Source organism: Legionella dresdenensis, assembly GCF_042649825.1.
In the GTDB taxonomy this organism is placed as follows: Bacteria; Pseudomonadota; Gammaproteobacteria; order Legionellales; family Legionellaceae; genus Legionella_C; species Legionella_C dresdenensis.
The window spans coordinates 15540-40860 of the sequence record NZ_JBHSAB010000026.1; the positions used below are offsets into that span (position 1 = coordinate 15540).

A 25321-nucleotide genomic window follows, 5' to 3' on the forward strand; every position below is an offset into this window, starting at 1 on the left:
AAAAAATAAGGACGGGATCATGAAAAAAGCAATCAATCACGGTGAAAAAGACATTGTTGATCAAATCGATGGCACAAATGATTTACAAACAAAATATGAAACCTTGCAGCGAGAGCACAAGGCAGTTATGGATGCCATTAATATGGCGAATATCGTGTCTGAAGCAAATCCCCGTGGTGTGGTTATTGCCGTTAATGACAAGCTTTGTGAAGTATCTCAATATAGCCGTGAAGAATGTATTGGCAGGCCTCACAATATGTTCCGTCACCCTGACATGCCGAAAAGCGTATTTAAAGAACTTTGGAATACTATCGGTTCCGGAAAAATATTTAATGGAAAAATCAAAAACAAACGAAAAGACGGCACCCCTTATTATGTCGATGCTTTGATTACACCTGTATTTGATGAAAATGGAAAAATTGCCAAGTACATCGGTATTAGAACCGACACAACCGATATACAAATGGATTTGGCACGTTATAAAGCTATTTATGATGCGGTAAATTATGCTTCGGCCTTGATTGAGTTCGATCTGCAGGGGCATATCCTGGATGCCAATCAGAATTTTCTCGATGTGATGGGCTACAGTTTGAGTGAAATTAAAGGCAAGCATCATTCAATGTTTATCGATCCAGATGAAGCCAAATCGGAAAAATATCGCCAATTCTGGGAAGATCTGCGGGCTGGCGTGACCGTTCGTGATGTCTTTAAACGGATAGGCAAAGGCGGCAAGACTGTTTGGATACGGGCATCTTATGGACCGCAAAAAGATGATAGCGGGCACGTAATCGGTGTTATAAAACTGGCGACTGATGTCACTGAGGAAAAAAACCGTGAACTCGATTTAATGCGTAAAGTAAATATGATTCTGGAAGTGATGAGCGCAGCAGAGAAAGGGGATTTGCGCAAAGAAATAGAAGTGAGCGGCAATGAGCCTGTCGATCTCGTTTGTGCCTCTATCAAGCAGTTTTTAGCTACTCTTCGTGAAAATATTGCACACATCACTAAAAGCACCCAAGCGTTAATGTCTTCCTCAGAAGAGCTAACTGCTATCGGACAGCAAATGGCGGGCACCGCGGAAGAAACGTCCGCACAATCAAATATTGTCTCTTCGTCTGCGGAGCAAGTCAGTAGAAATATCCAGACAGTTGCGTCCAGTGCAGAAGAATTGAACGCCAGTATTCGGGAAATTGCTAAAAATACTTCTGATGCAGCCAATGTTGCGACGCAGGCAGTTTCATTAACTGATGAAGCAACGCTTACTATGTCCAAGTTGGGCGAAAGCAGCGCCCAGATTGGCAATGTGGTTAAGGTCATTACTTCTATCGCTCAACAAACCAACCTGCTGGCATTAAATGCGACAATCGAAGCGGCACGGGCAGGTGAAGCGGGTAAAGGATTTGCGGTAGTCGCCAATGAGGTAAAAGAATTAGCCAAAGAGACAGCTAAAGCTACGGAAGATATTAGCCACCGTATTGAAGCAATTCAAAGCGATACTGTTGCTTCGGTCGAGGTGATTACCAAGGTAAATAATATCATCCGGGAAATTAACGAAACCCAGAACACTATTGCTTCTGCAGTAGAGGAGCAAAGTGCGACAACCAGTGAAATTGGACGAAGCGTCTCTGAGGCGGCAGTTGGCGGCGCTGAAATTTCTGAAAATATTTTGGGGGTAGCGCAAGCCGCCAAAGACACTGCGCAAGGCGCAAGCAGTAACCAGATCGCGGCAGAGGAATTAGCACGGATGGCATCAGAATTGCAACGCATTGTTTCGCAATTTATTTATGAATAATCTGATTTATAAGGGAGTTATATGATGAAAAGAGTAATCCTGATTGACGACTCAAAAACTGCCAGAGCAATGCTCAAGCGCATTTTTGTCGAGTTGGGAGATTGGGAGATCATGGAGGCATCTAATGGACTGGAGGCTCTGGAGCAACTGGCCAGGGTGCCTTCGATAGATTTGGCGTGCGTGGACTGGAATATGCCAGTGATGAATGGCCTTGAGTTCATTACAGAGGCTAAAAAGAAAATGAAAGGGGTCTGGATGATGATGGTTACCTCTGAAACTGAAATGAATAATATGTATAAGGCAATGGTTGCTGGCGCTAATGAATATGTTATGAAGCCTTTTACTAAAGAAGTGATCCTGGCGAAACTTGATATGATGGGATTGGCAACATAATCATATAATCTGTTTAAGGATTAAATAGAATGTCTAAAATTAAAGTGATGATAATTGATGATTCTGCCTTAATGAGACGAATTATTAATACCTTACTAAGCAAAGACCCTGATATTGAAGTTGTCGGCTCAATTAGTAATGCGGTCTATGCGTTAAATATGATTGAACGCTTACAGCCGGATATTATCACCCTGGACATTGAAATGCCTGGAATGGATGGTTTGACGGCATTAACCGAATTAAGGAAAAAATACCCTGAATTACCGGTGATTATGTGCAGTTCGTTAACCCTGAATGGCGCGACTGTCACATTAGAGGCATTAAACCGCGGCGCCAATGATTATGTGACCAAACCGTCTTCTTCGGGGTCGGCAAAAGATTCATTTGAGCAAATGAGTCAAGACTTGCTTTATAAAATTAAGGGGCTTACCAGTCATTTAGTTAAAGCCGCGCCTCAGCCAGTTGTCGCAAAACCACAAACAACATCTTCTTCGGAACCCAGAGCTATCCATGTTCTTGCGATAGGAGTATCTACTGGCGGGCCTAATGCACTCACTGAATTGTTGCCCAAACTACCACGGGATTTTCCGGTTCCGGTTGTGATAGTGCAGCATATGCCTCCGGTTTTTACCAAAATTCTGGCTGAAAATTTATCTAAAAAATCAGCTTTGGACGTTAAAGAAGCGGTTGATGGCGATATCCTGACTCCAGGTACGATTTTTATCGCACCCGGAAATTATCATATGACCGTTGCCCGGGATGGATTGCAAACCAGATTGCGTCTGAATCAGGATCCTCCTGAAAATTTTTGTCGGCCTGCGGTTGATGTGCTTTTTCGCTCTGTAGCCGCCTTGTATGGAAAAAATACTCTTTCGGTCATTATGACCGGAATGGGACAAGACGGGATGCTAGGGTGTAAAGAGATTAAACAGGAAGGGGGATTGGTTATTATCCAGGATCAGGCATCAAGTGTAGTCTGGGGCATGCCTGGGGCCGTATATAAAGAGCAGTTGGCGGATGCTGTCTATCCTTTAACCGATCTCGGCGGGGCGATTGTTCAATGCGTTAACAGGAAAGGGCTGTTAATATGACTAATGATGACTTTGACTACATTAAGTTATTTATAAAAAATCATGCTGCAATTGTGCTTGAAAAAGGAAAGGAATATCTTGTTCAGGCACGCCTGACGCCCATCGCCAAAGAGTATGGCATGACAAGTGTTGATGCCTTGATTCAGGAGTTAAAAAACAAGCCTACCGAGCTATTAAAACAGAAAATTGTTGATGCAATGACGACTAATGAAACGCTCTTTTTTCGTGACTCACATCCGTTTGAATTATTAAAAAATGTAGTTATTCCCAAACTTGTCGAAAGTAAAATGAAAGAAAAAAAACTGGTAATCTGGTGTGCAGCCGCCTCAAGCGGGCAGGAGCCTTATACCATTGCCATCATCCTGAAAGAACTTGAACCATTGCTGCAGGGCTGGACCATAAAATTTGTGGCCAGTGATATAGCAGAAAATATGTTAACCAGGGCAAAGGAAGGGATCTATAGCCAATTGGAAGTAAACCGCGGAATGCCCTTGCCTTATTTGTTAAAGTACTTTGAAAAAGAAGGCAATGCCTGGCGGATTCGAAAGGAATTGCGGGATATGATTGAGTATAAAAAAGTGAATATTGTCAAAGAGTGGCCCTTATCCCAGGTGGATATTGTATTTATGAGAAATATTCTGATTTATTTTGATTTGGAAACTAAAAAGGAAATCTTCAAGCGATTAAGTACCATAATGACTCGGGATAGCTATTTATTTTTAGGCGGTTCAGAAACTCTGTTAGGACTTAATTGTGATTTTGAGCGGTTAGGCGTTGATAGAGTACCTTGTTACCAACTGAAAAAGACAAATTAATTGATGGATGATGCTATGAATAATGATCAATTGCTTGTACCCTGGCTTCAGGCGTCTGTAGAGGCGTTTTGTGATTTTGTTTCACAGAGTTTTTTTATTGAAGAAGTTATTGATCCCGCTAATCTTCAAATTGAAGATGCAGGGCAGTTAAAAAATACCAAAAACCTTGAAGGATCTGCTATAGATCTCAGCATCAATGATAAAAAAATCAGGATCTATTTTTTGGCAAATCAGGAAACATTAAGCAATATTGCTGCCCGTATTTTATATACTGATGTTCAGGAAATCCCTGAATATACAGATATAATCGATGCAATAAAAGAAATGACCAATGTAATCGCCGGCGGTGTTAAAAGCCGCCTTAGCGCCGAGGCAGAAGGCGAGATTGTATTAGGTCTTCCTGTTTATATTAAGCAAATTCCTATCGAAATGGATGAAAAAAACATGGCTATATTAGGCAAATTTAATCTGAATGAGGGTGCGGCTTATTTTTTAATTAATTTTGTATTATGATTTAAATTATGGGGCGCATAAATATAATGGAATTTTTATGATAAAAAATAAAAATAAATTACTGACTATTCTTTTTATGAGCGTTTGTTTTTTTTCATTTTCAAAACCCTCATTTTCCGATTTTTCTGCGCCTGAGTTACCGCAAATCCACTTGCTCCTTGATGTTTCCGGTAGCATGAAAAAAACTGATCCAGACAATTTTCGTCTGGCTGCAACAAAATTACTGATGAATCTCCTTCACGAGCGGGCAGCATTAAGCATTATGTCATTTGACGGCAATACCGTATTGCTTACCCCGGTCATGCCGGTTAACCGGCAATATCAGGCTTTGTTTAGCCGTAAACACTCGTTAATTACCTCTTCCGGAGCGAACACAGATATTAATAAAGCGGTGCTCGCGGCTGATGCGAATTGGCCAGACAATAAGGCGGCGCGGATTATTATTCTTCTGACCGATGGCATGATTGATCTGGGTTCAGAACAGTATAGTCAGGCGAGCAGACAGATTTTGCTGGGATCGACTTTGCAGCAGTTACAAAAAGATCACGTCCAGGTATTTACTATCGGACTATCGAATATGGCCGACAGCGATTTGTTAAGTACGCTTGCAGATAAAACTAACGGCATTTACCAGAGTGTCAACTCAAGCGAGCAATTAGAGAGTATTCTCTATAATATTTTCAATGCAACTATTAGTGCACAGGGTGTTCCAATTACTCCAACCGATGCATTAACACGCAAAATAGCAGTCGATCAACGAGTAAAACATTTAACCTTGGTTATCCAGGTTGAACCCGAAAATGGTGCAGTTGAACTTGTAAGGCCTGATCACAAACTCTTAAAAGATGGTCAGGATAATGCCGAATTTTTAAGAATTAAAAAATATCTGCTAATCAATATCGACAAACCGATGCCAGGCGACTGGTTGCTGAAAGGCAACCCGCAGCAAATCGAGCGGGCGGTGATTCTGACCGATCTCAAGCTAGTGAACTCGGCGCTGCGCGGCATCCATTTTAATGGGGAAATAATAAGACTATCAGCCCAATTGATTGATCAGGAGAAAAAACTGGAGCTTCCCATTGTCGTTAATCATACTCAAGTGCAATTGGTATTAAAAAATAAATCGTATATGGTCAATTATCCCCTCTCTTATCAAGGACAAGGCGATTTCGAGGCTGAAATTGTGTTAGATGCCCCTGTGGGCTTGCTAGAAGGGATTTTCAGCGCTAAATATGAGTTTTTTAATCGCGAAAACCAATTTTTGATTGAAGTGAAGAAAGCGCCCTTTGAGCAATTTGTCAGTGAAGATCGTGGATATTCGTTACGCTTATTGAATCCTGAATTATTGGTTGATCCGATATCAATTGCCGTTTACAGCCAGGATACCAGACTTAAGCTGATCCTGAACCGAAATGGCAACATATGGCAGGCAGGCTCTAATACTTTATGTTCTTTTCAGAAAAACCAGCAAGTTGTATTTCATACCGTAATTACTGCCCGTACTCAGCTTGACAGACAGGTAAAAATTCGTCTGCCTGAAATGACGTTAAATTGTAAACAATATGATGTGGGCAGCGTGCTGCCGACGCCGCCGCATTTTCCTTCCCAGAAATACCTTGCAGGCCTTGCTGCTGAAAAAGCCAGACAGGCTGCTGCCGCCAAGGCTGAAAAAATGAAAAAACAGAAGGCTATTGAGGCTGCTAATGCATTTCACCCTAATTATCTTCTGCTGCTCCTTGCGATTCCATTGTTAATCGGACTCTGGTTTTTGTTCCGCTGGGTTAGCAAGCAGCTATATAAAAGAAAAATAAAGAAATTAGATATTGATTAAAATACAAGGAATTTTTGTACTATGCTTAATGTGTAGATTGGTAACAGATACCAAAATATAGTGAGGTCCGACACAATGTCTAACAGCACGATTATAACAATATTGCTAGCGTTGGTTGTTTGTCTGGTGACAATTATTATTTATAATTTTGTGACCAATATGAAAAAAAATGCTGCCTTATTTAAAGCTGTTGCTGAAACAAAAGAGCTTATTAAAGAAAAAATCTCGCAGGATGAGAAGGCCGTAAGCAAATTACTTTCTGTTTTTTTTCCTGATAACGTAACTGATCGATGGGCGCTGTTACGCAATAATGAGCTGGAATTTAGTAAAGATATGTTGAAATTACTTGTCAGCAGCCAACCCATAGCCATAGAAACCTTCCCTGCATTAATGGATAAATTCAAAGCGGCTTATTTGGTCTGCCTTGAAGAGATTGTCCAGATCCATAATACCATTAAAGATATGTCTCACCACCTGACAATCACAACTCCTTTGGGCGGCGAAGCAGAAACCAATTTAAAAGAATGTATTTACAAAATGAGTGAGCTGGTTAACGAGCAAGTTGATGAAAACTCAATGGAATATAATGGATTTCTGGTTTCAAAATTGCCGCCTCTGATTCAAAAAATGGTGGAAAGATTTGGTGATGTTGAGGAACGGTTTGTACAGTATGACGCTTTAATTGAGCAGTTGCGGCATGAAAAACTTGATATGGAAAGTAAAAATGAAGCAAGCAGAGAGGTATTGCAATTGGTCTATGATAAATATGGCAGCAAACTGGGTCTGAAAGAACCTGCCAGGCCTGTGTTGGAAATGAGTGATGAGGAAATGCAGACTTTGTTTGAGGTTAACGAGCTGGTGAAAAAAAATAGCTAAACTCAGCAGATGCGGGTTTAAAACATAAACGCTAACGGATGGAAATAATTATGTCGGCCGATGCAAAAATTTTAGTAATCGATGATTTTGCAACAATGAGAAAAATTGTGACCACTATGTTACAAAAACTGCAGTATAAAAATATTTCTGAAGCAGACTCAGGGAAATCTGGCTGGGAGATGCTGCAAAAAGACAGCTTTGACCTGGTGATCAGTGATTGTAATATGCCTGAGATGACTGGAATTGAGTTGTTAAAAAAAATTCGGGAAGATAGCAGATTAAGCAAACAGAAATTTATTATGGTGTCAGCGGAGGCTGATATTGAACTAATGAAAAGCTCCAAGCAATTGAATATAGACGGTTATATTTTGAAGCCGTTTAAAATTGAAACGCTTGAAGCGAAACTCAAAACAGTTTTACCGTAGAGTAATGAAGTGTTGGGCTTTACAGCCCAACAGTCCTTTACACATTAACCAAAACAAACTGCCCGGGCAGCAGATCATTGAGTTGCCAATCCGCAATTCGATGCCTGATCAGCCGCAAGGTAGGAAAACCAATGGCAGCGGTCATTTTACGGACCTGATGATTTTTTCCTTCCTGTAAAATGATTTCAAGCCAGCTTGTTGGAACTGTTTTACGAAAACGTACTGGCGGATCACGCGGCCATAGCTTTTCAGGCTCAGTTATCAGTTTGACAGCAGCCGGAAGATAGCGTATCCCGTTCAGGAGCAGGCCTTGTCTGATGGGTTCGAGGTCCTGTTGTTTCGGAACTCCTTCCACCTGTACCCAATAGTGTTTCTTTTTATTATAGCGCGGATGGCTGAGTTGGTGTTGCAGACGACCGTCGTTTGTTAAAATCAGCAAACCCTCGCTGTTTTTATCCAGTCGGCCTGCAGGATAAAAATCGGGCAGCTGAATGAAATTTGCCAGAGTGGTATCGTTTTTCTCACCCGTGAACTGACAAAGAACATCATAAGGCTTATTAAACAGTAAAATTTGAGGCACGTTAGGCAAAAAAAGGACGTAAAAATAAAAATGTAATTATGCCTGCATTCTTTCTTGGGGCAAAGAGTTTTAGCATGCTATGATAATTATTTTTTACTGCGGAGCAATTAGAATGAACTTTGAAAAAATAATCATGCCGGCTCAAGGCCAGGCTATTACTGTTGCAGCAGACTTATCGCTGAATGTTCCTGATTTTCCTATTATTCCGTTTATTGAAGGGGATGGTATCGGCGTGGATGTAACGCCTCCAATGCGGGAAGTGGTGGACGCTGCTGTGGCAAAAGCTTACGGTGGTAAAAGAAAAATTTCCTGGATGGAAGTTTATGCCGGTGAAAAGGCAACCAAAGTTTATGGCGCTGACCAATGGCTGCCTGCAGAAACGCTTGAGGCCATGAAGCAATTTGTTGTTTCAATCAAAGGTCCTCTGACTACACCGGTAGGCGGCGGTATCCGTTCGTTAAACGTAGCAATCCGCCAGGAGCTGGATTTATATACTTGCCTGCGTCCTATCCGTTATTTTACCGGCACGCCAAGCCCGGTTAAAGAGCCCTGGAAAACGGATATGGTTATATTCCGGGAAAATTCTGAGGATATCTATGCTGGTATTGAATGGCAGGCTGATTCAGAAGGCGCTGACAAGCTGATTCGCTTCCTGAGAGAGGAAATGGGCGTTAAAAAAATCCGTTTCCCGGAGCATTGCGGTATTGGCATAAAACCGGTTTCAAAAGAGGGAACAACCCGCCTGGTTAAAGCGGCTATTCAATACGCGATTGATAATGATCGGGATTCAGTTACGCTCGTTCATAAAGGCAATATTATGAAGTTTACTGAAGGGGCTTTCAAAGACTGGGGTTACCAGGTTGCCCGCGATCATTTTGGCGCTGAATTATTTGAAGGCGGTCCCTGGATGAAGCTGACCAATCCAAAAAACGGAAAATCGATTATAATTAAAGATGTGATAGCTGATGCATTTTTACAGCAGATTCTGTTAAGACCAGAAGATTATAGCGTAATTGCAACCCTGAATCTGAACGGTGACTACATCTCTGATGCACTGGCGGCTCAGGTTGGCGGTATTGGTATTGCTCCTGGCGCAAATATCGGCGATAAAGTTGCTGTATTTGAAGCAACTCATGGAACCGCGCCAAAATACGCCGGGCTTGATAAAGTAAACCCAGGTTCCTTAATTCTTTCTGCTGAAATGATGTTAAGGCATTTGGGATGGACAGAGGCTGCTGATTTAATTATCAATGCCATGTCTGATGCTATTGAAGCAAAAACAGTAACTTATGACTTTCAACGCATGATGGAAGATGCAACCTGCGTGAGCAGTTCTGGCTTTGGTAAGGCTATGATTAGTCATATGTAATGGCGGTACCGTGCGAACATACAGTGTTGTTTTGCTTACGTTCGCAAAGACGAGCAAGCAGGTGATGCCAGAATGACTTTAAACATCGCAAGATGTTGGTTATTCTGGCATATGAAGAAAAATTCGATATTTTAATTGATTTTTACTGGCCAAACAGCTGTTGAAAGTCTATAAAATTAATTAAAGGGTATAAGAAATGAGTGGGCGTTTTTTAGAAGAGATTATTGAACGGAAAGTCGCTGAGGCTGAGGTCGTTCCGGCAATAAAACTGCCTAAAAAATATAAAGTTCTTCTGCTCAATGACGATTATACTCCTATGAACTTCGTTGTTGATGTGCTAAAGCGGTTTTTTCGGTTAAGTGAGGAAATGGCGACACAGATAATGCTTCAGGTTCATGTGTTGGGTAAAGGTGTTTGTGGTGTGTATACGAGGGATATAGCGGAAACCAAGGTGGCTCAGGTCAACGACTATGCAAGAAGTTTTGAGCATCCTTTGCTATGTGCCATGGAGCCGGAGTAACGCAGGTGGGTGAAGAGGAGCAGCGAAAATGTTAAATAAAGAGTTGGAATTCACCTTAAATCTTGCATTTAAGGAAGCCAAAGAAAAACGTCATGAGTTTATGACTGTTGAACATTTACTGTTGTCTTTACTTGATAACCCTGCTGCAGGCAATGTTCTGCAGGCTTGTGATGCCAATATTGACGTTTTAAGGCGGGATCTGGTCGAATTTATCGATGAAACAACCCCGCGTATCCCTGAGGGCGAGCTGGATCGCGAAACACAGCCGACTCTGGGATTCCAGCGTGTATTGCAACGAGCAGTGTTCCATGTGCAGTCAGCTGGTAAAACAGAAGTTACCGGCGCCAACGTTCTTGCAGCTATCTTCAGCGAACAGGAAAGTCAGGCAGTCTATTTCTTAAGACGTGAAAATATAACCCGTCTGGATGTGATTAATTACATTTCACACGGGGTATCGAAATACCATAATAACGAAATGAATGACAATATGGGCTCTTCAATGGATGAAGAAACTATGTCATCTGACGGCAATGAATCACCGCTGGAAAGCTACTGCATGAATCTTAACAAGCGTGCACGTCTTGGCAAGATTGATCCATTGATTGGCCGTCATGAAGAAATACAGCGTACTATTCAGGTGCTGTGCCGCAGACGCAAAAATAATCCCTTACTGGTTGGCGAGGCTGGTGTTGGCAAAACAGCTATTGCTGAAGGTCTGGCACGTCGGATTGTGGATGGCGAGGTACCGGAAGCGATCAATAATTGCGTTGTCTACTCGCTTGATTTGGGTGCTCTGTTGGCAGGTACCAAATATCGCGGAGACTTCGAAAAACGCTTAAAAGCGGTCTTAAAACAGTTGAGTCAGCAGGAAGGCGCGGTGCTATTCATTGATGAAATCCATACCATCATAGGCGCTGGTGCAGCTTCTGGCGGGGTTATGGACGCCTCTAACCTGATTAAACCCTTGCTGGCTAATGGTGAATTAAAATGCATAGGTTCTACAACTTATCAGGAATATCGCGGTATCTTTGAAAAAGATAGAGCTTTGGCGCGGCGATTCCAGAAAATCGATATTACTGAGCCGTCAATTGATGAAACATTTGAAATCCTGAAAGGGTTGAAACCACGGCTGGAAGAGCATCATAACGTTAAATTCTCTACCGCTGCCCTGAAAGCAGCAGCTGAACTGTCAGCAAAATATATCAACGACCGTTTCTTGCCGGATAAGGCAATCGATGTGGTTGACGAGGCTGGCGCGTATCAGAATTTGTTGACTGCTAACAAACGCCGTAAAATTATCAGTGTCACTGAAATTGAAAATGTGGTTGCCAAAATCGCCCGCATCCCGGTTAAAAAAGTTTCTGCACGCGACAAGGATACCCTCCGTAATCTTGAACGGGATCTGAAATTACTGGTTTACGGACAGGATGATGCGATTACCGCATTGGCCTCAGCAATCAAGCTTGCCCGCTCAGGGCTGCGCGAAGCGCAAAAACCGGTAGGTTGCTTCCTCTTTGCCGGCCCAACAGGGGTAGGTAAAACAGAAGTGACCAAGCAGCTGGCTAATCTTCTCGGCATTGAGCTGCTGCGTTTTGACATGTCTGAGTATATGGAAAAACATACCGTATCACGCTTGATTGGAGCTCCTCCAGGATATGTCGGCTACGATCAGGGCGGATTGTTAACAGAAGCAGTTACTAAAAATCCTCATTCAGTGTTGCTGCTTGATGAAATTGAGAAAGCGCATCCTGATGTATTTAACCTGCTGCTGCAGATTATGGATCACGGTACACTGACTGATACTAACGGCCGCCAGGCAGACTTTAGACACGTTATTCTGGTGATGACCAGTAACGCCGGCGCCAGCGAAATTACCCGTAATTCAATAGGATTTAATTTACAGGATAACAGCACTGACGGCCTTGAAATGATCAAGCGCCAATTTAGTCCTGAGTTCAGGAACCGACTTGACGCTATCATTAACTTTGCTCCGCTTGACCATGTGACAATTGGTCTGGTTGTCGACAAATTTATCATGGAGCTTGATGAGCAACTCAGCAATAAAGGGGTGACTTTCAAAGTAGATAAAGCTGCCCGTGAATGGCTGATTGAGCATGGTTATGATCGCGCAATGGGTGCACGGCCAATGGCAAGACTGATTCAGGAACAGATCAAAAAACCGTTGGCTGATGAGTTGTTGTTCGGTAAACTGGCAAACGGCGGACATGTCACCATCCAGGTCAAAGACGGCAAACTGCACTTTGACAGCCATGATTACCGTGAAGGGGTGTGCTAGCAGCATCTATTTATCACTGCCATTATGTTAAGGATTCTGTCATTCCCGCCTTCGCGGGGATGACAAATTTTCTGAAACCTCTACAAGGGTTTTTTTTACCGCAAAAAACGCTACAATACAGGCAATAAGCCATGATGTGGAAAAGCAATGCTCAGTGTAATAATTATAACGAAAAACGAAGAAGCCAATATCAGGCGGTGTCTTGAATCAATCAAATGGGTCGATGAGGTTATCGTGCTGGATTCGGGCAGCACCGACAATACCGTTGCGATTGCGCAGGAATATACTGAAAAAGTTTTTATCAGTGAAGACTGGCAGGGGTACGGCATTCAAAAACAGCGTGTATTATCACTTGCCACCTGCGATTGGGTACTCAATCTCGATGCAGACGAGCAGGTCAGTGAGGACTTGAAAGATGTACTTGAATTAGCCATGGAATCTGAGGAGTTCGATGCCTATCGAGTACCGATTTGCATGAAGTTTTATGGCAAAGTCTTGCGTTATTCCTCAAGCCCCAAGCGCCATATTCGGTTATTCAAACGTGAGGGGGCAAATTATAGCGACGATATCGTCCATGAAAAAATTGTACTGCCAGAGGATAGCCGGATAGGGAAGATCAAAACGCCGATAATCCACAATTCATTTCAGGATGTCACTCATGCGCTGGCAAAAGTGAATCGTTATTCTTCGTATAGCGCCAGGGTACGGCTGGAGAAAAATCACGGCAAACCGCCAAGCCTTACAAAAGTCCTGTTCAGCACGTGCTGGATGTATTACCGTTGCCTTATTCTGCAGCTCGGTTTCCTCGATGGAAAAGCGGGTTTTCTGATGGCAGTACTTAATGCTCAGGGGACATTTTATCGCGGTATAAAGCAGATATACCCGGATAGGGCAGCGAAAAAAATCAGCGCAGTAAAAGAAAAATAATTATTTTGCAAAGACTGTATTTGGGCCGCTCCGGCCCAATATTACGAATTTGAATTCTGATCAGAATTTATCTGTTTGATAGACCTCTAAAAAACGCTACAATATGAATACTGGCAATAATTCATGATGTGGAAAAACAATGAAATCCAGCGAAAGGTTAATCTTGTTTTTATTAACTCTTTTATGTTCTCAATTATTGTTTGCAGAATCCACTTATTGCGACGCAACAAGAGAGCGTCCTTGTCTGGTACAGGATACTGATTATTCCAATTCGACCGTGCGTGATTTACGCAGCAGTTTAATGATAGCCGATTATTATTCCGGCAATAAAGCGGGTCTCGAACAATTCCGTGCTTCGGCAAGCTCACAACCCTCAGAGCCGGGCTGGCTGGTAGTTGCTGATTTTATTTATCAACAGACTGGGAATGGGACGCAAAAAGTCACTGTAATCGATTTGAGGCAGGAAAATCATGGTTATCTCAACGGAAACGCCATTACCCTGACCGATACGCATGACTGGATAAATGCGGATAAAAGCAAAGAAATGGCGCTGATGTACGAGCAGGAATGGTTAAACACCCTGGCTGTGGAAACGTTTATCAGTAATATCCTGAATGTAGAACAATTCAAGATGGGGGAGTACGCTGCCGGACAGACCCTTAAAGTACAAGCAGTAAACAATGAAAAGGATGTGGTGACGAAACTTGGGTTTAATTATCACCGTTTGGCTGTTACTGATCATCGCTCGCCGGACAGGCGCGAGGTCGATGCATTTATAGGCCTGGTAGATAACCTGCCGCCAGACGGGTGGCTGCATATTCACTGTCGCGGCGGCAAGGGGCGTACAACCACTTTTATGGTGTTATACGACATGTTGAAAAATGCGGATAAAGTCTCATTAGACGAGATTCTGGCCAGGCAAGCCGCTATTCCTCCTCATTACAACCTTACTGATATCAACAAAACCGATCCTGAGTTAGTGCCTTATTATTATGACAGACTGCTTTTTCTTGAACAATTTTATCACTTTGCGCAGTCCAGATTAGAAGGGAATCATCAAACCTGGTCTCAGTGGCTGGAATTGAGGAAATCGTAGCCTTGATGTATGCAGCTTTAGCGCTGTCTCGAAGCCTGTGGTATAGTGCCAAGCCTTCGAGATAAATAAAGTCCCTAAAGTTATTATTTGTTTATTTAAACCACAGATTTTTAAATTTACCCGTATCTGCCCCCTCTCCCGCGAAAGGAATTTAAATAGTATACTGATGGTTCTTCGCGGGAGAGGGTTGGGGAGAGGGAAGCCGACAAATCGATACTGAGGCAACGCGCAAAGAAGTTACGTAGGCAAAGTACCCTTACAGCGCAGCATCTATGGTATTATCTTCGATTCTTCCGAAGCGCTTAATTTTTGAAAAAAACGTTCAATGATATTTCTCTCTTTATAGATTGTGGATCATGCTCTATTGGGTTTAGCCGCCTGCTCTTATTTGGGATAACATGCTGTATTCCTTTTCCAAAAATAAGCGCATCATCTATTACCATTCGTGACATTCCCTCTCCCCAACCCTCTCCCGCGAAGGATCATCAGTATACTATTTAAATTCCTTTCGCGGGAGAGGGGGCATATCGAGGTAAATTTAAAATCTATGCTTTAAATAAACAAAAAATAACTTTAGGGACGTTACCTAATTAAAATCTCTTTGCTTAATGGCAGTAAGGCTACAATCCATTATTACCGGGAATGTAGACAAAACTTTGAGTAAGAGCGTCCTCCTCGGTATCTTCTATCGGTACCATAACCATGTCAGTCTCTATATCGTCAGCCTCCAATTCCACAAAACCTGACCTTTCCGCTAGCGGTACAATTTTTCCCTTAGAGACTGGCTTTCCAATTAGGATTTTGCATGCCTCATCTATTTCTTTTTCAGTGTAGTGAGGATGGCGCTTCTTGAGTAGTGTAATATGCATATCAAGTTTCTTTTGATCTTCTATATCTGAAAATAACTCTGGGTTGGGTGGTACTGGCGTGTAAGAAAATTTTGGATAGTTGAGCATTAATTGTGGTATTGGTGATTTAATTTTCGTTTGATCTGAAAGATCGGCCGGGGGATTTGAGGTTTGAAAAAAATTCCATCGAAACATAATAGAGCACCATTTAATTAAGGTTTAAGCAATGTACAATATGCATTTAATATGTACAATATACCATTTTTAAAGGCTTGTGTCTATATAATGGTGGCTGTGCATGTTAATCGGGCATCAAAAGGCAAGTTTCAGCTGTTCCCAGTAATTGTTATACAATGTAAGGGTTTCCTCCCCCACATCGCGTTGAAAATGACCGCGTTTTAAAATATCAGCAGTAGGGTATATTTCTGGATTGTCCTTAATTCGGGTTGGTAATAATTCACGGCTTTTGGCATTAGTAATAGCATGCCCCTCCAAAAGGGCGATTTTAACGCCCGTTTCCGGTTTCATCATAAAGTTGATAAAAGCAAGCGCTTCCTTAGGATGAGGAGGATTTTTAGGAATGGCCAGACAATCAACCCAAATGACATAACCATCCTGGGGATAGACAAATTGAATGTTATTATTTTCGGCCTGAGCCTTTAATACATCCCCATTCCAGGCCGAGCCAATATTGGAATCCTCATCAATTATAATGGCCTGGATACCGTCACTGGCAAATAACTTGATATTAGGAACCAACTGCAGCAGATGTTCATAAGCCTGCTGGATATGCTGCGGGTTACTATCATTGGGATCAAACCCCAGGCTCATCAGCGCAATCGCAAAAATCTCACGGGAATCATCCAACAGCATCAATTGACCGCGCCATTGCTTTTGCCAAAGCTGTCGCCAGGCGCCAGGAGGGGCTGAAACTTTTGACTGATTATAAAATATACCAGTGGCTCCCCAGATTAGAGGGGCGCTGTATGTATTGCCCGGATCATAGTCATTATTCTGAAATTGCTCTGCCAGATTCGCCATATTGGGTAGCTGGGCCTTATCCAGTTTGGCCAGCATGCCTTGCCTGCTCATACGCTCAACAAAATAGGCCGATGGCAGAATAACATCGTAGACAGGCGTGCTGCTGGCTTTTAGTTTGGCATACATGGTTTCATTGCTGTCGTAAGTCGAAAAATTGACCGTTATCCCGGTTTCGCGTTCAAATTGCTGAACGGCTTGTTTGGGAATTTCACCGCCCCAGACATAAACATTTACGACTGACTCTGCCAATGCTGCTTGAGCGCTTAATATCAGGAGTATTGCTTGCAGATGTTTCATGTCGATTTACCTGAAATCCGATAAGATATGATGACCAATATCATTGAAATAACAAACGTAATAGTGCATAAGGCATTAAGTTCTGGTGTAACCCCTGCGCGTACAAGGGAATAAATGGTCAATGGCAAAATATTATAATCAGGGCCGGCGACAAAATAACTGATGATCACATCATCAAACGACATGGTAAAACAAAGCAAAAACGCACTTAATACTGCAGGCCATAACAACGGCAGCAGAATCTTGGTCAAGGCAGAAAAACGGCTGGCGCCCAAATCTAGCGCACTGAAGTAAATATTCGGGTTCAATGTTTTAATCCGGGCATTAATAGTCAAAATAACAAAGGGTAAACAGAATGTAATATGAGCGATTAACAGACTGAAAAAGCCCAGCGGTAAATCAGCGACATTAAAGAAAATCAACAATGCTACGCCTAACACCAAATCAGGGATAATGATCAATAGCAATAACAGCGTATACAGAATTTGACGATGGCGTGAGCGGTGTAAAAACAGATTAACGCAGGTTAATAATCCCAGCGTTGTCGCAATAACAGAAGCGCTTAGCCCTAAAAATACCGAGTTGGCAAATGCCGACCATAAAGCACGGTCCTGGAATAGCTCATGATACCAGCACAATGAAAAGCCATGCCATTGCAACGAAAACCTGGCCTTATTTACCGAATAGAGTACCAGAACCAAAATAGGGAGATAGAGCAGGGCGTAAACCAGACATAAAAAAGTCCGCTGAATAATCGCTTTCATCGTGCGGCCTCGCTATCGCGCACTTTATAAAATACCAGCAGCAATAACAGCAACAGTGTTAATATAATACTGGTCGCAGAACCTTGTGGCCAGTCTTCGAGAACCAGAAACTGATTTTGAATCATGTTACCCAGTAAAATAGAACGTGCGCCGCCAAGGACATTTGGAATATAAAACAGAGTCATTGCCGGAAGCAGGACAAGCATGCAGCCGGAAACAATCCCCGGTGCAGTATTAGGCAAAAAGACTCTGAAAAAAATTGACCATTTATTCGCGCCCAAATCTTTCGCCGCCTCAATCAGCCGAAAATCAAAACGCTCCATATTGGTAAAAACAGGCAATACCATAAAAGGGAACAGGTTATATACCAGGCCGATAATGACCGCAAAATTGGAATACAGCAGCGTCAGCGGCTGATGAATGAAATGTAGATGGAGTAAAATTGCATTCAGGATGCCGTTAAATTTAAGGATTGCAATCAGGGAATAGGTTCTGACCAGCGAACTTGTCCAGAATGGAATAATAATCAGTAACAACAGCATCGATTGATGCCTGGATTTAATTAACAGGTAGCTAAAAGGATAAGCAAACAACAGGCATAAACTGGTAGTGATTAATGCGATTGCTAATGAACGCAGCAATACTTTGGCAAATACTGGCGTTAACAGAGATGTGTAATTTTCCAGCGTAAACGGCAGCGCTACAAGATTGGCGCTGTCTCGGGATAAAAAACTGGCAATAAGCAGCATCGACAACGGAATCAGACCAAAAGCCAGCAGCCAGCCATAGACAATATAAAGCGAAGAGGATTTAGCTTTCATGCGGCAGTAGAACCTCCCATCCCGCCAGCCATTGTACCCAGACTGATTCTTCCGGGGCGTACTCCAGCTTGTCGTCATCTTCATCAAAAAATTCTGACGCATTGATAATAATGCCTGAGGGTAATGCGACTTTCAGATCAACGGTTGAGCCTTTATACACAATTTCAGCAATCTTGCCAGGCAACATGCCTTGTGAATCGGTAACTTCCGATAGACTCCATACCCTGATATCTTCTGGCCGGACAACCAGATGCAACTTATCTTCAGGTTTATAGTTGCCGGTATTTCTGCAGGTGAGCATCACGCCTTCAAGCTCAGTAATAATATTTTGATCATCAGCAGTTTTAACTTCGATTTCAAAAATATTAGCTTCGCCGATAAAGCTCGCAACGTGCAGATTAGCAGGGGTTTCATACACCTCACGCGGTGTTCCGATTTGCTCAATCATACCGTGGTTAAAAATAACAATACGGTCAGACATTGACAGAGCTTCTTCCTGATCATGCGTTACAAAGATAAATGTCATATTGAGCGTTTTCTGCAGCTGTTTCAGCTCGGATTGCATGGCTTTTCGCAAACGGTAATCCAGCGAGCTTAACGGTTCATCCAGCAATAACACCTGCGGACGGTTAATAATGGCGCGGGCAATAGCCACTCGCTGCTGTTGACCGCCGCTGAGCTGCTTGATATTACGATCAGCATAGGCTTCCAACTGAACCAGTTTCAGCGCATCCTGAACCCGTTGTTTTACTTCATTTTCCGCAGTGCGTTTACAGCGTAATGCAAAAGCGACATTTTCAAAAACCGACAGATGAGGAAACAGGGCGTAACTCTGAAAAACGGTATGTACATCACGTTTTTGCGGCGGAAGATCATTAACGCACTGGCCATTGATAAAAATCTGGCCGGATGTTGGCTGTTCAAAACCGGATATGAGCCGTAACAGGGTTGTTTTACCACAACCGGAAGGACCTAAAAGGGTTAAAAATTCGCCGTCATAAATCGACAATGAAATATTATTAAGAATTCTGGCATTGCCATAAGACTTATAAACATCACGGATTTCAATTAACGGTATTGTCATGGACTAGGTTCAAACAAAAGGCTAATTATGCGATTATCAAAGATAATTGTCTAGGTTCTGTGAACGAAATTTTTTGTCGAATTCTTTGGTAATGTTGGGTCGGAACGACCCAACCTACAAAAAATTGTCCTGTGCAACGGGAACAGAATTTTCAAAAACTCGCCACTGGCTGAGGCGGAGATTGCAGCGTACAGACCTCTGATACAGCACCATTATTACAGATAACCATTCCAGTCGGATCAATAATCATAACGCCGCCTTGCCACAGACAGCACCCTTGAACATTCTGCAAATCCATGATTGCATGGCGGGTGCAATAGCAGGAAGAATAATAGCCATTATTACAGACAAACCGGCCGGCTGACGAATCACAATATTGAATTCCGCCCATGGCCTGGCAACAGGCCCCCTGTTCGCAGGGATTTTCACACTTCGGACCTGTGCAACCACCGCAACGCCCGGCTTCACAGATTTGAGCGGTAAATAATAAAGTACAAATTACAAATAGACGGATTAATAAGGACATGAATTTTATCCGAAATTTTCGCAGTTATATCAGCATACCATAACCATTTGATGATTTTAAACAGAACCTAGTATTTTCACGTTTATTGGGTATAATCTATTTTCACCTTTATGAAAGAGACTGACTCTGCATGCGGAATAATCTGGTTAATATAACCAATCTTTCCTTCGCCCGGGGCGACAGGTTAATCTTTAACAAGATAAACATGACTGTCGAGCGGGGTAAGATAACAGCCATTATGGGACCGAGCGGTAGCGGAAAAACAACTCTGCTGCGTTTGATCGGCGCTCAGTTGCAGCCCTGTGCAGGGGAAATCATTGTCAATGATGCCAATATTCATAAACTGTCGCGGAAGGCTTTATATAAAGCACGGCGAAAAATGGGTTTGCTCTTTCAAAGCAGCGCCTTGTTTACTCATTTGTCAGTGTTCGACAACGTGGCTTTCCCGTTACGCGAGCATACGTCCCTGAATCCTGCCATGATCCGGGATATTGTCCTCATGAAACTTGAGGCGGTCGGTTTACGCGGTGCAGCGGAATTAATGCCGGAACAATTGTCCGGCGGTATGGCAAGGCGTGTTGCCCTTGCCCGTACAATTGCTCTTGATCCTGAACTAATGATGTACGACGAACCGTTTACCGGCCAGGATCCGATTTCCATGGGCGTACTGGTGCGTCTGATTAAACGGCTTAATCAGTTGCTGCATACAACTACGATTATCGTTTCCCATGATGTTGAGGAAACCTGCTCAATTGCCGATTATGTCTATCTGGTTGCCGGCGGACGCCTGATTGGTCAGGGAACGCCAATGGAATTAAAACAATCCGCACAGCCCCATGTTCATCAGTTTATGCATGGCGAAGCTGATGGCGTCGTGCCTTTTCATTTCCCGGCACGTCCTTATACAGAGGAGTTACTCGATGCTTGAGCAGGTTGCCCAATTTGGACGGAGCGGAGTCAAAACCTTGCAATCAATTGGAAGCTCAGGCGTTTTTCTGTTGCGCATGTTCGCACGTAATCCTGATTTTCGAAGGCTGTGGCCTGCCTTACGTTTCCAATTGCATTTTGTGGGTGTACTTTCCTGCCTGATTATCGTGGTATCAGCACTTTTTATAGGAATGGTGGTAGGGCTGCAAGGCTATAATACTCTGCAGAAATTTGGCGCAGGCAGCCAGCTGGGTCAACTTCTGGCTTTAAGTATTTCACGCGAGCTTGGCCCGGTCATCAGTGCGTTATTATTTGCAGGCCGCGCCGGTTCTGCGCTAACTGCTGAAATTGGCCTGATGAAAGCAACCGAGCAATTAGCCAGTATGGACATGATGGGCGTCGATCCGCTTGGGCGAGTTATTTACCCGCGCTTTCTGGCTGGATTTATTGCGCTGCCGATACTTGCGCTGATTTTTTCAGCGGTTGCTGTTTACGGTGGTTATTTCATTGGTGTTGAATGGCTTGGCGTAGATGCCGGCAGTTTCTGGTCAAATATGCAGGCTGCAGTCGATTTTAAAATTGATATATTAAGCGGAATTATAAAAAGCATTGTTTTCGCATTTGTGGTTGTATGGATAGCTGTATTTCAAGGGTTTGAATGTATTCCGACAGCGGAAGGTATCAGCCAGGCAACAACCCGGACTGTTGTATATTCGTCACTGGCGGTGCTTGGGCTTGATTTTCTGTTAACTGCGATGATGATTGGAGGCTGGTAAATGAACAATAGACAACGTTACATTGATGTCAGTGTCGGTCTGTTTATGGTGCTGGGTTTGCTGGCCTTGCTCATGATGGTAATGAAGGTAAGCGGTATTTCAAGCCTGTCGTCCAAAAAAGGCTACCATGTGACCGCTGTTTTTTCGGATATCGGTGGTCTTAAAGTACGTGCGCCAGTCACTGTGGCTGGCGTTAAAATTGGTGAAGTAAGTCGAATAGAGCTTCAGCCTGATGATTTGAATGCCAGGGTTACTCTAACGCTTCGCAGCGATAAAAAAATCCCTTTTGACGATTCTTCCGCACGAATTTTAACAGAAGGCTTGCTTGGATCGAATTATATTAGTATTGTTCCCGGTTTTGATGATAGTAGTAGCAAGCATCCTTACTTACGGGAAGGCGATGTTATTGCCAAAACTCAGGAAGCAATCATTCTGGAAAACCTGATTGGACAACTATTATTTAACATTAATAAAAAATAGGTGCATTGATGAAACTAATTAAAGGATTATTACTGGGATTGTCAGTTTTATTGGCAAGCACTGTATTTGCTGAAAACTCACCCGTTCCCATGCTGCAGGAAACAGCCGACCATATTTTGACAACGCTGAAGCAGAACAAAGCAAATTTAAAGAACAACCCACAGGTAATTTACCAGGCAGTTCAAAAGTATTTGCTGCCTAATGTGGATGTCGCTGGCATGTCGCGTTCAGTATTGGGACGTCAGGCCTGGTTAAAAGCTACGCCAAGCGAACGTGTTGAGTTTTCCAGAGCCTTTACCCAACTTGTTATCAGAACTTATGCAAGTCCGCTGGCTGAATACACAGATGAAACGATTAAGTTTTTACCGGTAAGAGGTTCTTCGAATGAGCGTTTTGTCCGTGTTAACAGTATGATTATCCGTTCCAATGGCAATAATATCCCACTGGCATACAGCCTGGTTGCCAAAGAGGGTAAATGGAAAATTTATGATTTAAGTGTTGAGGGTGTAAGCCTGCTGCAAAGTTTCCGTTCCCAGTTTGCACAAGCGCTTCAGGGTGCCAATATGCAGGATTTAATCAAACAGATGAACGAACGCAGTAAACAGGCAGCCTGATGATTAGCCAGCCCTTTACCCTTTCCGGAGAAATGACGTTCCTGACTGTAAAATCAGATCGGGCACGTTTGCTTGATTATTGTAAATCCTTACGCGGATTAACATTATCCCTCAATCTTGGCGCTGTTACTCATTGTGATAGCGCAGGACTGGCTTTTTTAATTGAAGCCAAGCGTCTTGCCCGAAAATATAAAAAAACCTGCCGTATTGAACAGATGCCAGATAGTGTAAAAGCATTGGCAGAATTTTGCGGTGTTGAAAAAATATTAACTTCTGATGGTGTTTAACACAAATAAACATCTCCCAGTAATTTCTATGAGCTATCTTTTATAATTATGTCCATTTGTGAGTTTGTATGATTAGTAATGAAGAATTAGAGCAAAAGCTGCGTAATTGCCAGGAGGTCGAATACGTCAAAGTGGAGGGAGATGGTTACCATTATCAGTTAACGATAGTTTCTGATGTATTTGCCGGCAAACAGTCAGTTGCCAGGCAACAGTGGGTATATAAACAACTGAATGAGTATATTACTTCTGGTATGGTTCATGCATTAACGATGAAGACCTGGACCAAAGAAGAATGGGAGAAGAAAAATGGATAAGTTGGTAATTAATGGTAATAAGCCGTTAAATGGCGAAGTAATTATCTCCGGCGCAAAGAATTCCGCTCTCCCTATTATAGCAGGGACCTTACTGGCAACAGATATTGTAACGCTGAGTAATGTCGCTCACCTTAAAGACGTGACAACCATGATGCAGTTGCTGTGCCAATTGGGTACGCAATTGACTGTTGATGAAAAAATGAATGTACAGGTAGATGCAAGCCAGGTGAGCGAATTTGTCGCTCCTTATGAACTTGTAAAAACCATGCGTGCCTCAATTTTGGTGCTTGGTCCTTTGCTTGCACGATTTGGACGCGCTGACGTCTCTTTACCTGGCGGTTGTGCTATCGGAACCCGTCCGGTAGATTTGCATCTTAAAGCTTTAAAAGCCATGGGTGCGGAAATTTCCGTAAAAAATGGATATATCAAAGCACGCTCAAAAGGCCGATTACAAGGAAAGCTGATTGTATTTGATACAGTAACTGTAACCGGTACTGAAAACATCTTAATGGCCGCATCGCTTGCCGAAGGTAAAACCATTATTAAAAATGCCGCCCGCGAGCCGGAAGTTGTTGATTTAGCCAATTTCCTTATTCAAATGGGTGCAAAAATTTCTGGCGCGGGAACTGGTACTATTGAGATTCAGGGCGTGGAATCGCTCAGTGGCGGTTCATTTACGGTAATGCCTGATCGTATTGAAGCGGGTACTTATCTTACTGCCGGTGCAATTACCCGTGGACGCGTGACTGTCCGTAAAGTAAAACCGGATAATCTGTTATCCATGTTATGCAAATTTGAAGAAGCAGGGGCCGAGCTCACTCTTGGTGAGGACTGGGTTACTCTGGATATGCACGGCAAACGGCCACAGGCAGTAAATATTTCAACGGCGCCGTACCCTGCATTCCCAACCGATATGCAGGCGCAATTCATGGCTTTAAATACTATAGCAGAGGGTTCTTCATCTGTTATTGAAAACATTTTTGAAAACCGCTTCATGCATGTTCAGGAACTGCAACGTATGGGAGCCCAGATTCAGTTAAACGGTAATACTGCCATGATTAATGGGGTAGAGCGCCTGACTGGTGCGCCGGTAATGGCAACCGATTTGCGTGCTTCTGCAAGTTTAATCCTTGCCGGGCTTGCCGCTGAAGGTGAAACGCATGTCGAGCGTATTTACCATGTTGATCGCGGTTATGAGCGTATTGAAGAAAAACTGGCAATCCTTGGCGCAGATATTAAAAGGGTTTCTACACGGTGATTAATCGTCAACAACTGATAAGTTATCTTGATAAACTATTGGGCTGCGCTAATTTTAACGATTACGCACCCAATGGTTTGCAAGTTCAGGGCTGTAATGAAATCATCAATATCTGCACAGCCGTTACCGCTTCAGCTGATGTGATCGACCAGGCCAGCAAAATGAATGCTCATGCGTTAATTGTTCATCATGGCTATTTCTGGCGTGGTGAAAATCCAGTGATTACTGGTATTAAATATCAGCGTATCGCAGAATTAATTCGTTGCAATATCAATTTGTTAGCCTACCATTTGCCTTTGGATTGCCATGTTGATTTAGGCAACAATGCCTGCATCGCAAAGTTATTAGAACTGCATACAGCAACGACTCATAAGGCTGGCAGCACTCCGGGATTGTTATGGACAGGGGCTTTTAACACAGCCCGGTCGATAGAAGACGTTTCTTGCCTGCTGGCGGAAAAATTTGGCCAGCAACCAACGCATATTGCCGGCACTAGCGCCGCTATCAAAACAATCGCCTGGTGCAGCGGCGCTGCACAGGACTTTATTGAAGAGGCTCATGCACTCGGGGCTGATGCTTATTTAAGCGGTGAAATATCTGAACGCACCTATTATCAGGCCAAAGAGTTGGGGATCCATTATTTTGCCTGTGGGCATCATGCAACAGAGCGCTATGGCATTCAGGCATTGGGTAAACACCTTGCCGAACAATTTGGTTTACAGCATTATTTTATTGATAGCGATAACCCGATTTAATCTGA

The 25321-nt window shown here is 43.0% G+C and carries 28 protein-coding genes; 21 read left to right on the forward strand and 7 right to left on the reverse strand.

The window, feature by feature from the left end; genetic code table 11:
• Positions 1 to 19 precede the first annotated feature (19 nt).
• From ACFORL_RS11030 to ACFORL_RS11065, 8 genes are all read left to right on the forward strand, one after another.
• Positions 20 to 1792 carry a methyl-accepting chemotaxis protein gene (locus ACFORL_RS11030; protein WP_382343975.1) on the forward strand — a complete coding sequence of 591 codons (1773 nt, stop codon included), beginning with the start codon at positions 20 to 22 and terminating at the stop codon, positions 1790 to 1792.
• A gap of 21 nt (positions 1793 to 1813) precedes the next feature.
• A complete protein-coding gene (locus ACFORL_RS11035) occupies positions 1814 to 2185 on the forward strand; it encodes a response regulator (protein WP_382343977.1) in 372 nt (123 codons plus the stop codon).
• Positions 2186 to 2214: 29 nt separating this feature from the next.
• The gene (locus ACFORL_RS11040; protein ID WP_382343980.1) at positions 2215 to 3276 is read left to right on the forward strand and encodes a protein-glutamate methylesterase/protein-glutamine glutaminase; all 1062 of its coding nucleotides are present in this window, start codon (positions 2215 to 2217) and stop codon (positions 3274 to 3276) included.
• Positions 3273 to 4091 (forward strand): CheR family methyltransferase, encoded by an 819-nt coding sequence (locus ACFORL_RS11045; RefSeq protein ID WP_382343982.1) that lies wholly within the window; start codon positions 3273 to 3275, stop codon positions 4089 to 4091. Before ACFORL_RS11040 ends, ACFORL_RS11045 begins: the two co-directional genes overlap by 4 nt.
• Before the next feature lie 15 nt (positions 4092 to 4106).
• Positions 4107 to 4604: a chemotaxis protein CheX gene (locus ACFORL_RS11050; RefSeq protein WP_382343984.1), complete on the forward strand. Its 498-nt coding sequence runs from the start codon at positions 4107 to 4109 to the stop codon at positions 4602 to 4604.
• Positions 4605 to 4641: 37 nt separating this feature from the next.
• A complete protein-coding gene (locus tag ACFORL_RS11055; protein WP_382343986.1) occupies positions 4642 to 6435 on the forward strand; it encodes a VWA domain-containing protein in 1794 nt (597 codons plus the stop codon).
• A gap of 75 nt (positions 6436 to 6510) precedes the next feature.
• Complete coding sequence (locus ACFORL_RS11060; RefSeq protein WP_382343988.1) at positions 6511 to 7311, forward strand: hypothetical protein; 801 nt, start codon at positions 6511 to 6513, stop codon at positions 7309 to 7311.
• 50 nt (positions 7312 to 7361) lie between these two features.
• Positions 7362 to 7736 carry a response regulator gene (locus tag ACFORL_RS11065; RefSeq protein ID WP_382343990.1) on the forward strand — a complete coding sequence of 125 codons (375 nt, stop codon included), beginning with the start codon at positions 7362 to 7364 and terminating at the stop codon, positions 7734 to 7736.
• A 37-nt stretch (positions 7737 to 7773) separates the two neighbouring features.
• Here the strand turns inward: ACFORL_RS11065 and ACFORL_RS11070 are convergent, their stop codons facing one another.
• The gene (locus ACFORL_RS11070) at positions 7774 to 8316 is read right to left on the reverse strand and encodes a pseudouridine synthase (RefSeq protein WP_382343992.1); all 543 of its coding nucleotides are present in this window, start codon (positions 8314 to 8316) and stop codon (positions 7774 to 7776) included.
• A gap of 112 nt (positions 8317 to 8428) precedes the next feature.
• Here ACFORL_RS11070 and icd point away from each other — a divergent pair, with 112 nt between their 5' ends.
• The 5 genes from icd (at position 8429) to ACFORL_RS11095 (ending at position 14524) form a co-directional block, all read left to right on the forward strand.
• Positions 8429 to 9685: an NADP-dependent isocitrate dehydrogenase gene (gene icd / locus ACFORL_RS11075; RefSeq protein ID WP_382343994.1), complete on the forward strand. Its 1257-nt coding sequence runs from the start codon at positions 8429 to 8431 to the stop codon at positions 9683 to 9685.
• 196 nt (positions 9686 to 9881) lie between these two features.
• Positions 9882 to 10205, forward strand: coding sequence for an ATP-dependent Clp protease adapter ClpS (clpS, locus tag ACFORL_RS11080; RefSeq protein WP_382343996.1), 324 nt, complete (start codon positions 9882 to 9884; stop codon positions 10203 to 10205).
• Positions 10206 to 10233: 28 nt separating this feature from the next.
• Positions 10234 to 12501, forward strand: a complete 2268-nt coding sequence (gene clpA / locus ACFORL_RS11085; protein ID WP_382343998.1) for an ATP-dependent Clp protease ATP-binding subunit ClpA — start codon at positions 10234 to 10236, stop codon at positions 12499 to 12501.
• A 147-nt stretch (positions 12502 to 12648) separates the two neighbouring features.
• On the forward strand, positions 12649 to 13428 hold the full coding sequence (locus tag ACFORL_RS11090; protein WP_382344000.1) for a glycosyltransferase family 2 protein: 780 nt from the start codon (positions 12649 to 12651) through the stop codon (positions 13426 to 13428).
• Positions 13429 to 13567: 139 nt separating this feature from the next.
• Positions 13568 to 14524, forward strand: coding sequence for a phosphatase domain-containing protein (locus ACFORL_RS11095; protein WP_382344002.1), 957 nt, complete (start codon positions 13568 to 13570; stop codon positions 14522 to 14524).
• Positions 14525 to 15144: 620 nt separating this feature from the next.
• Here the strand turns inward: ACFORL_RS11095 and ACFORL_RS11100 are convergent.
• The 6 genes from ACFORL_RS11100 to ACFORL_RS11125 all read right to left on the reverse strand — a co-directional run bounded on the left by ACFORL_RS11100 (position 15145) and on the right by ACFORL_RS11125 (position 19905).
• Positions 15145 to 15567, reverse strand: a complete 423-nt coding sequence (locus tag ACFORL_RS11100; RefSeq protein ID WP_382344004.1) for a hypothetical protein — start codon at positions 15565 to 15567, stop codon at positions 15145 to 15147.
• A gap of 117 nt (positions 15568 to 15684) precedes the next feature.
• A complete protein-coding gene (locus ACFORL_RS11105) occupies positions 15685 to 16710 on the reverse strand; it encodes an ABC transporter substrate-binding protein (RefSeq protein ID WP_382344006.1) in 1026 nt (341 codons plus the stop codon).
• Positions 16707 to 17474, reverse strand: a complete 768-nt coding sequence (locus ACFORL_RS11110) for an ABC transporter permease subunit (protein WP_382344008.1) — start codon at positions 17472 to 17474, stop codon at positions 16707 to 16709. Before ACFORL_RS11110 ends, ACFORL_RS11105 begins: the two co-directional genes overlap by 4 nt.
• Positions 17471 to 18295, reverse strand: a complete 825-nt coding sequence (locus tag ACFORL_RS11115) for an ABC transporter permease (protein WP_382344010.1) — start codon at positions 18293 to 18295, stop codon at positions 17471 to 17473. Before ACFORL_RS11115 ends, ACFORL_RS11110 begins: the two co-directional genes overlap by 4 nt.
• Positions 18285 to 19379: a spermidine/putrescine ABC transporter ATP-binding protein PotA gene (gene potA, locus ACFORL_RS11120; RefSeq protein ID WP_382344011.1), complete on the reverse strand. Its 1095-nt coding sequence runs from the start codon at positions 19377 to 19379 to the stop codon at positions 18285 to 18287. Before potA ends, ACFORL_RS11115 begins: the two co-directional genes overlap by 11 nt.
• A gap of 151 nt (positions 19380 to 19530) precedes the next feature.
• Complete coding sequence (locus ACFORL_RS11125) at positions 19531 to 19905, reverse strand: neurogenic locus notch (protein ID WP_382344013.1); 375 nt, start codon at positions 19903 to 19905, stop codon at positions 19531 to 19533.
• A 130-nt stretch (positions 19906 to 20035) separates the two neighbouring features.
• Between ACFORL_RS11125 and ACFORL_RS11130 the strand changes: the two genes are divergently transcribed.
• The 8 genes from ACFORL_RS11130 to ACFORL_RS11165 all read left to right on the forward strand — a co-directional run bounded on the left by ACFORL_RS11130 (position 20036) and on the right by ACFORL_RS11165 (position 25316).
• Positions 20036 to 20833: an ATP-binding cassette domain-containing protein gene (locus tag ACFORL_RS11130; RefSeq protein WP_382344015.1), complete on the forward strand. Its 798-nt coding sequence runs from the start codon at positions 20036 to 20038 to the stop codon at positions 20831 to 20833.
• The gene (mlaE, locus tag ACFORL_RS11135; protein WP_382344016.1) at positions 20826 to 21608 is read left to right on the forward strand and encodes a lipid asymmetry maintenance ABC transporter permease subunit MlaE; all 783 of its coding nucleotides are present in this window, start codon (positions 20826 to 20828) and stop codon (positions 21606 to 21608) included. The genes ACFORL_RS11130 and mlaE overlap by 8 nt, the downstream gene beginning before the upstream one ends.
• Positions 21609 to 22088, forward strand: a complete 480-nt coding sequence (gene mlaD, locus ACFORL_RS11140; protein WP_382344018.1) for an outer membrane lipid asymmetry maintenance protein MlaD — start codon at positions 21609 to 21611, stop codon at positions 22086 to 22088.
• 8 nt (positions 22089 to 22096) lie between these two features.
• Positions 22097 to 22702, forward strand: coding sequence for an MlaC/ttg2D family ABC transporter substrate-binding protein (locus ACFORL_RS11145; RefSeq protein ID WP_382344020.1), 606 nt, complete (start codon positions 22097 to 22099; stop codon positions 22700 to 22702).
• Positions 22702 to 22989, forward strand: coding sequence for an STAS domain-containing protein (locus ACFORL_RS11150; RefSeq protein WP_382344022.1), 288 nt, complete (start codon positions 22702 to 22704; stop codon positions 22987 to 22989). Before ACFORL_RS11145 ends, ACFORL_RS11150 begins: the two co-directional genes overlap by 1 nt.
• A 68-nt stretch (positions 22990 to 23057) precedes the next feature.
• Positions 23058 to 23303 carry a BolA family protein gene (locus ACFORL_RS11155; RefSeq protein ID WP_382344025.1) on the forward strand — a complete coding sequence of 82 codons (246 nt, stop codon included), beginning with the start codon at positions 23058 to 23060 and terminating at the stop codon, positions 23301 to 23303.
• Positions 23296 to 24561 carry a UDP-N-acetylglucosamine 1-carboxyvinyltransferase gene (gene murA, locus ACFORL_RS11160; protein ID WP_382344027.1) on the forward strand — a complete coding sequence of 422 codons (1266 nt, stop codon included), beginning with the start codon at positions 23296 to 23298 and terminating at the stop codon, positions 24559 to 24561. Before ACFORL_RS11155 ends, murA begins: the two co-directional genes overlap by 8 nt.
• Positions 24558 to 25316: a Nif3-like dinuclear metal center hexameric protein gene (locus ACFORL_RS11165; RefSeq protein ID WP_382344029.1), complete on the forward strand. Its 759-nt coding sequence runs from the start codon at positions 24558 to 24560 to the stop codon at positions 25314 to 25316. The genes murA and ACFORL_RS11165 overlap by 4 nt, the downstream gene beginning before the upstream one ends.
• Positions 25317 to 25321 lie beyond the last annotated feature (5 nt).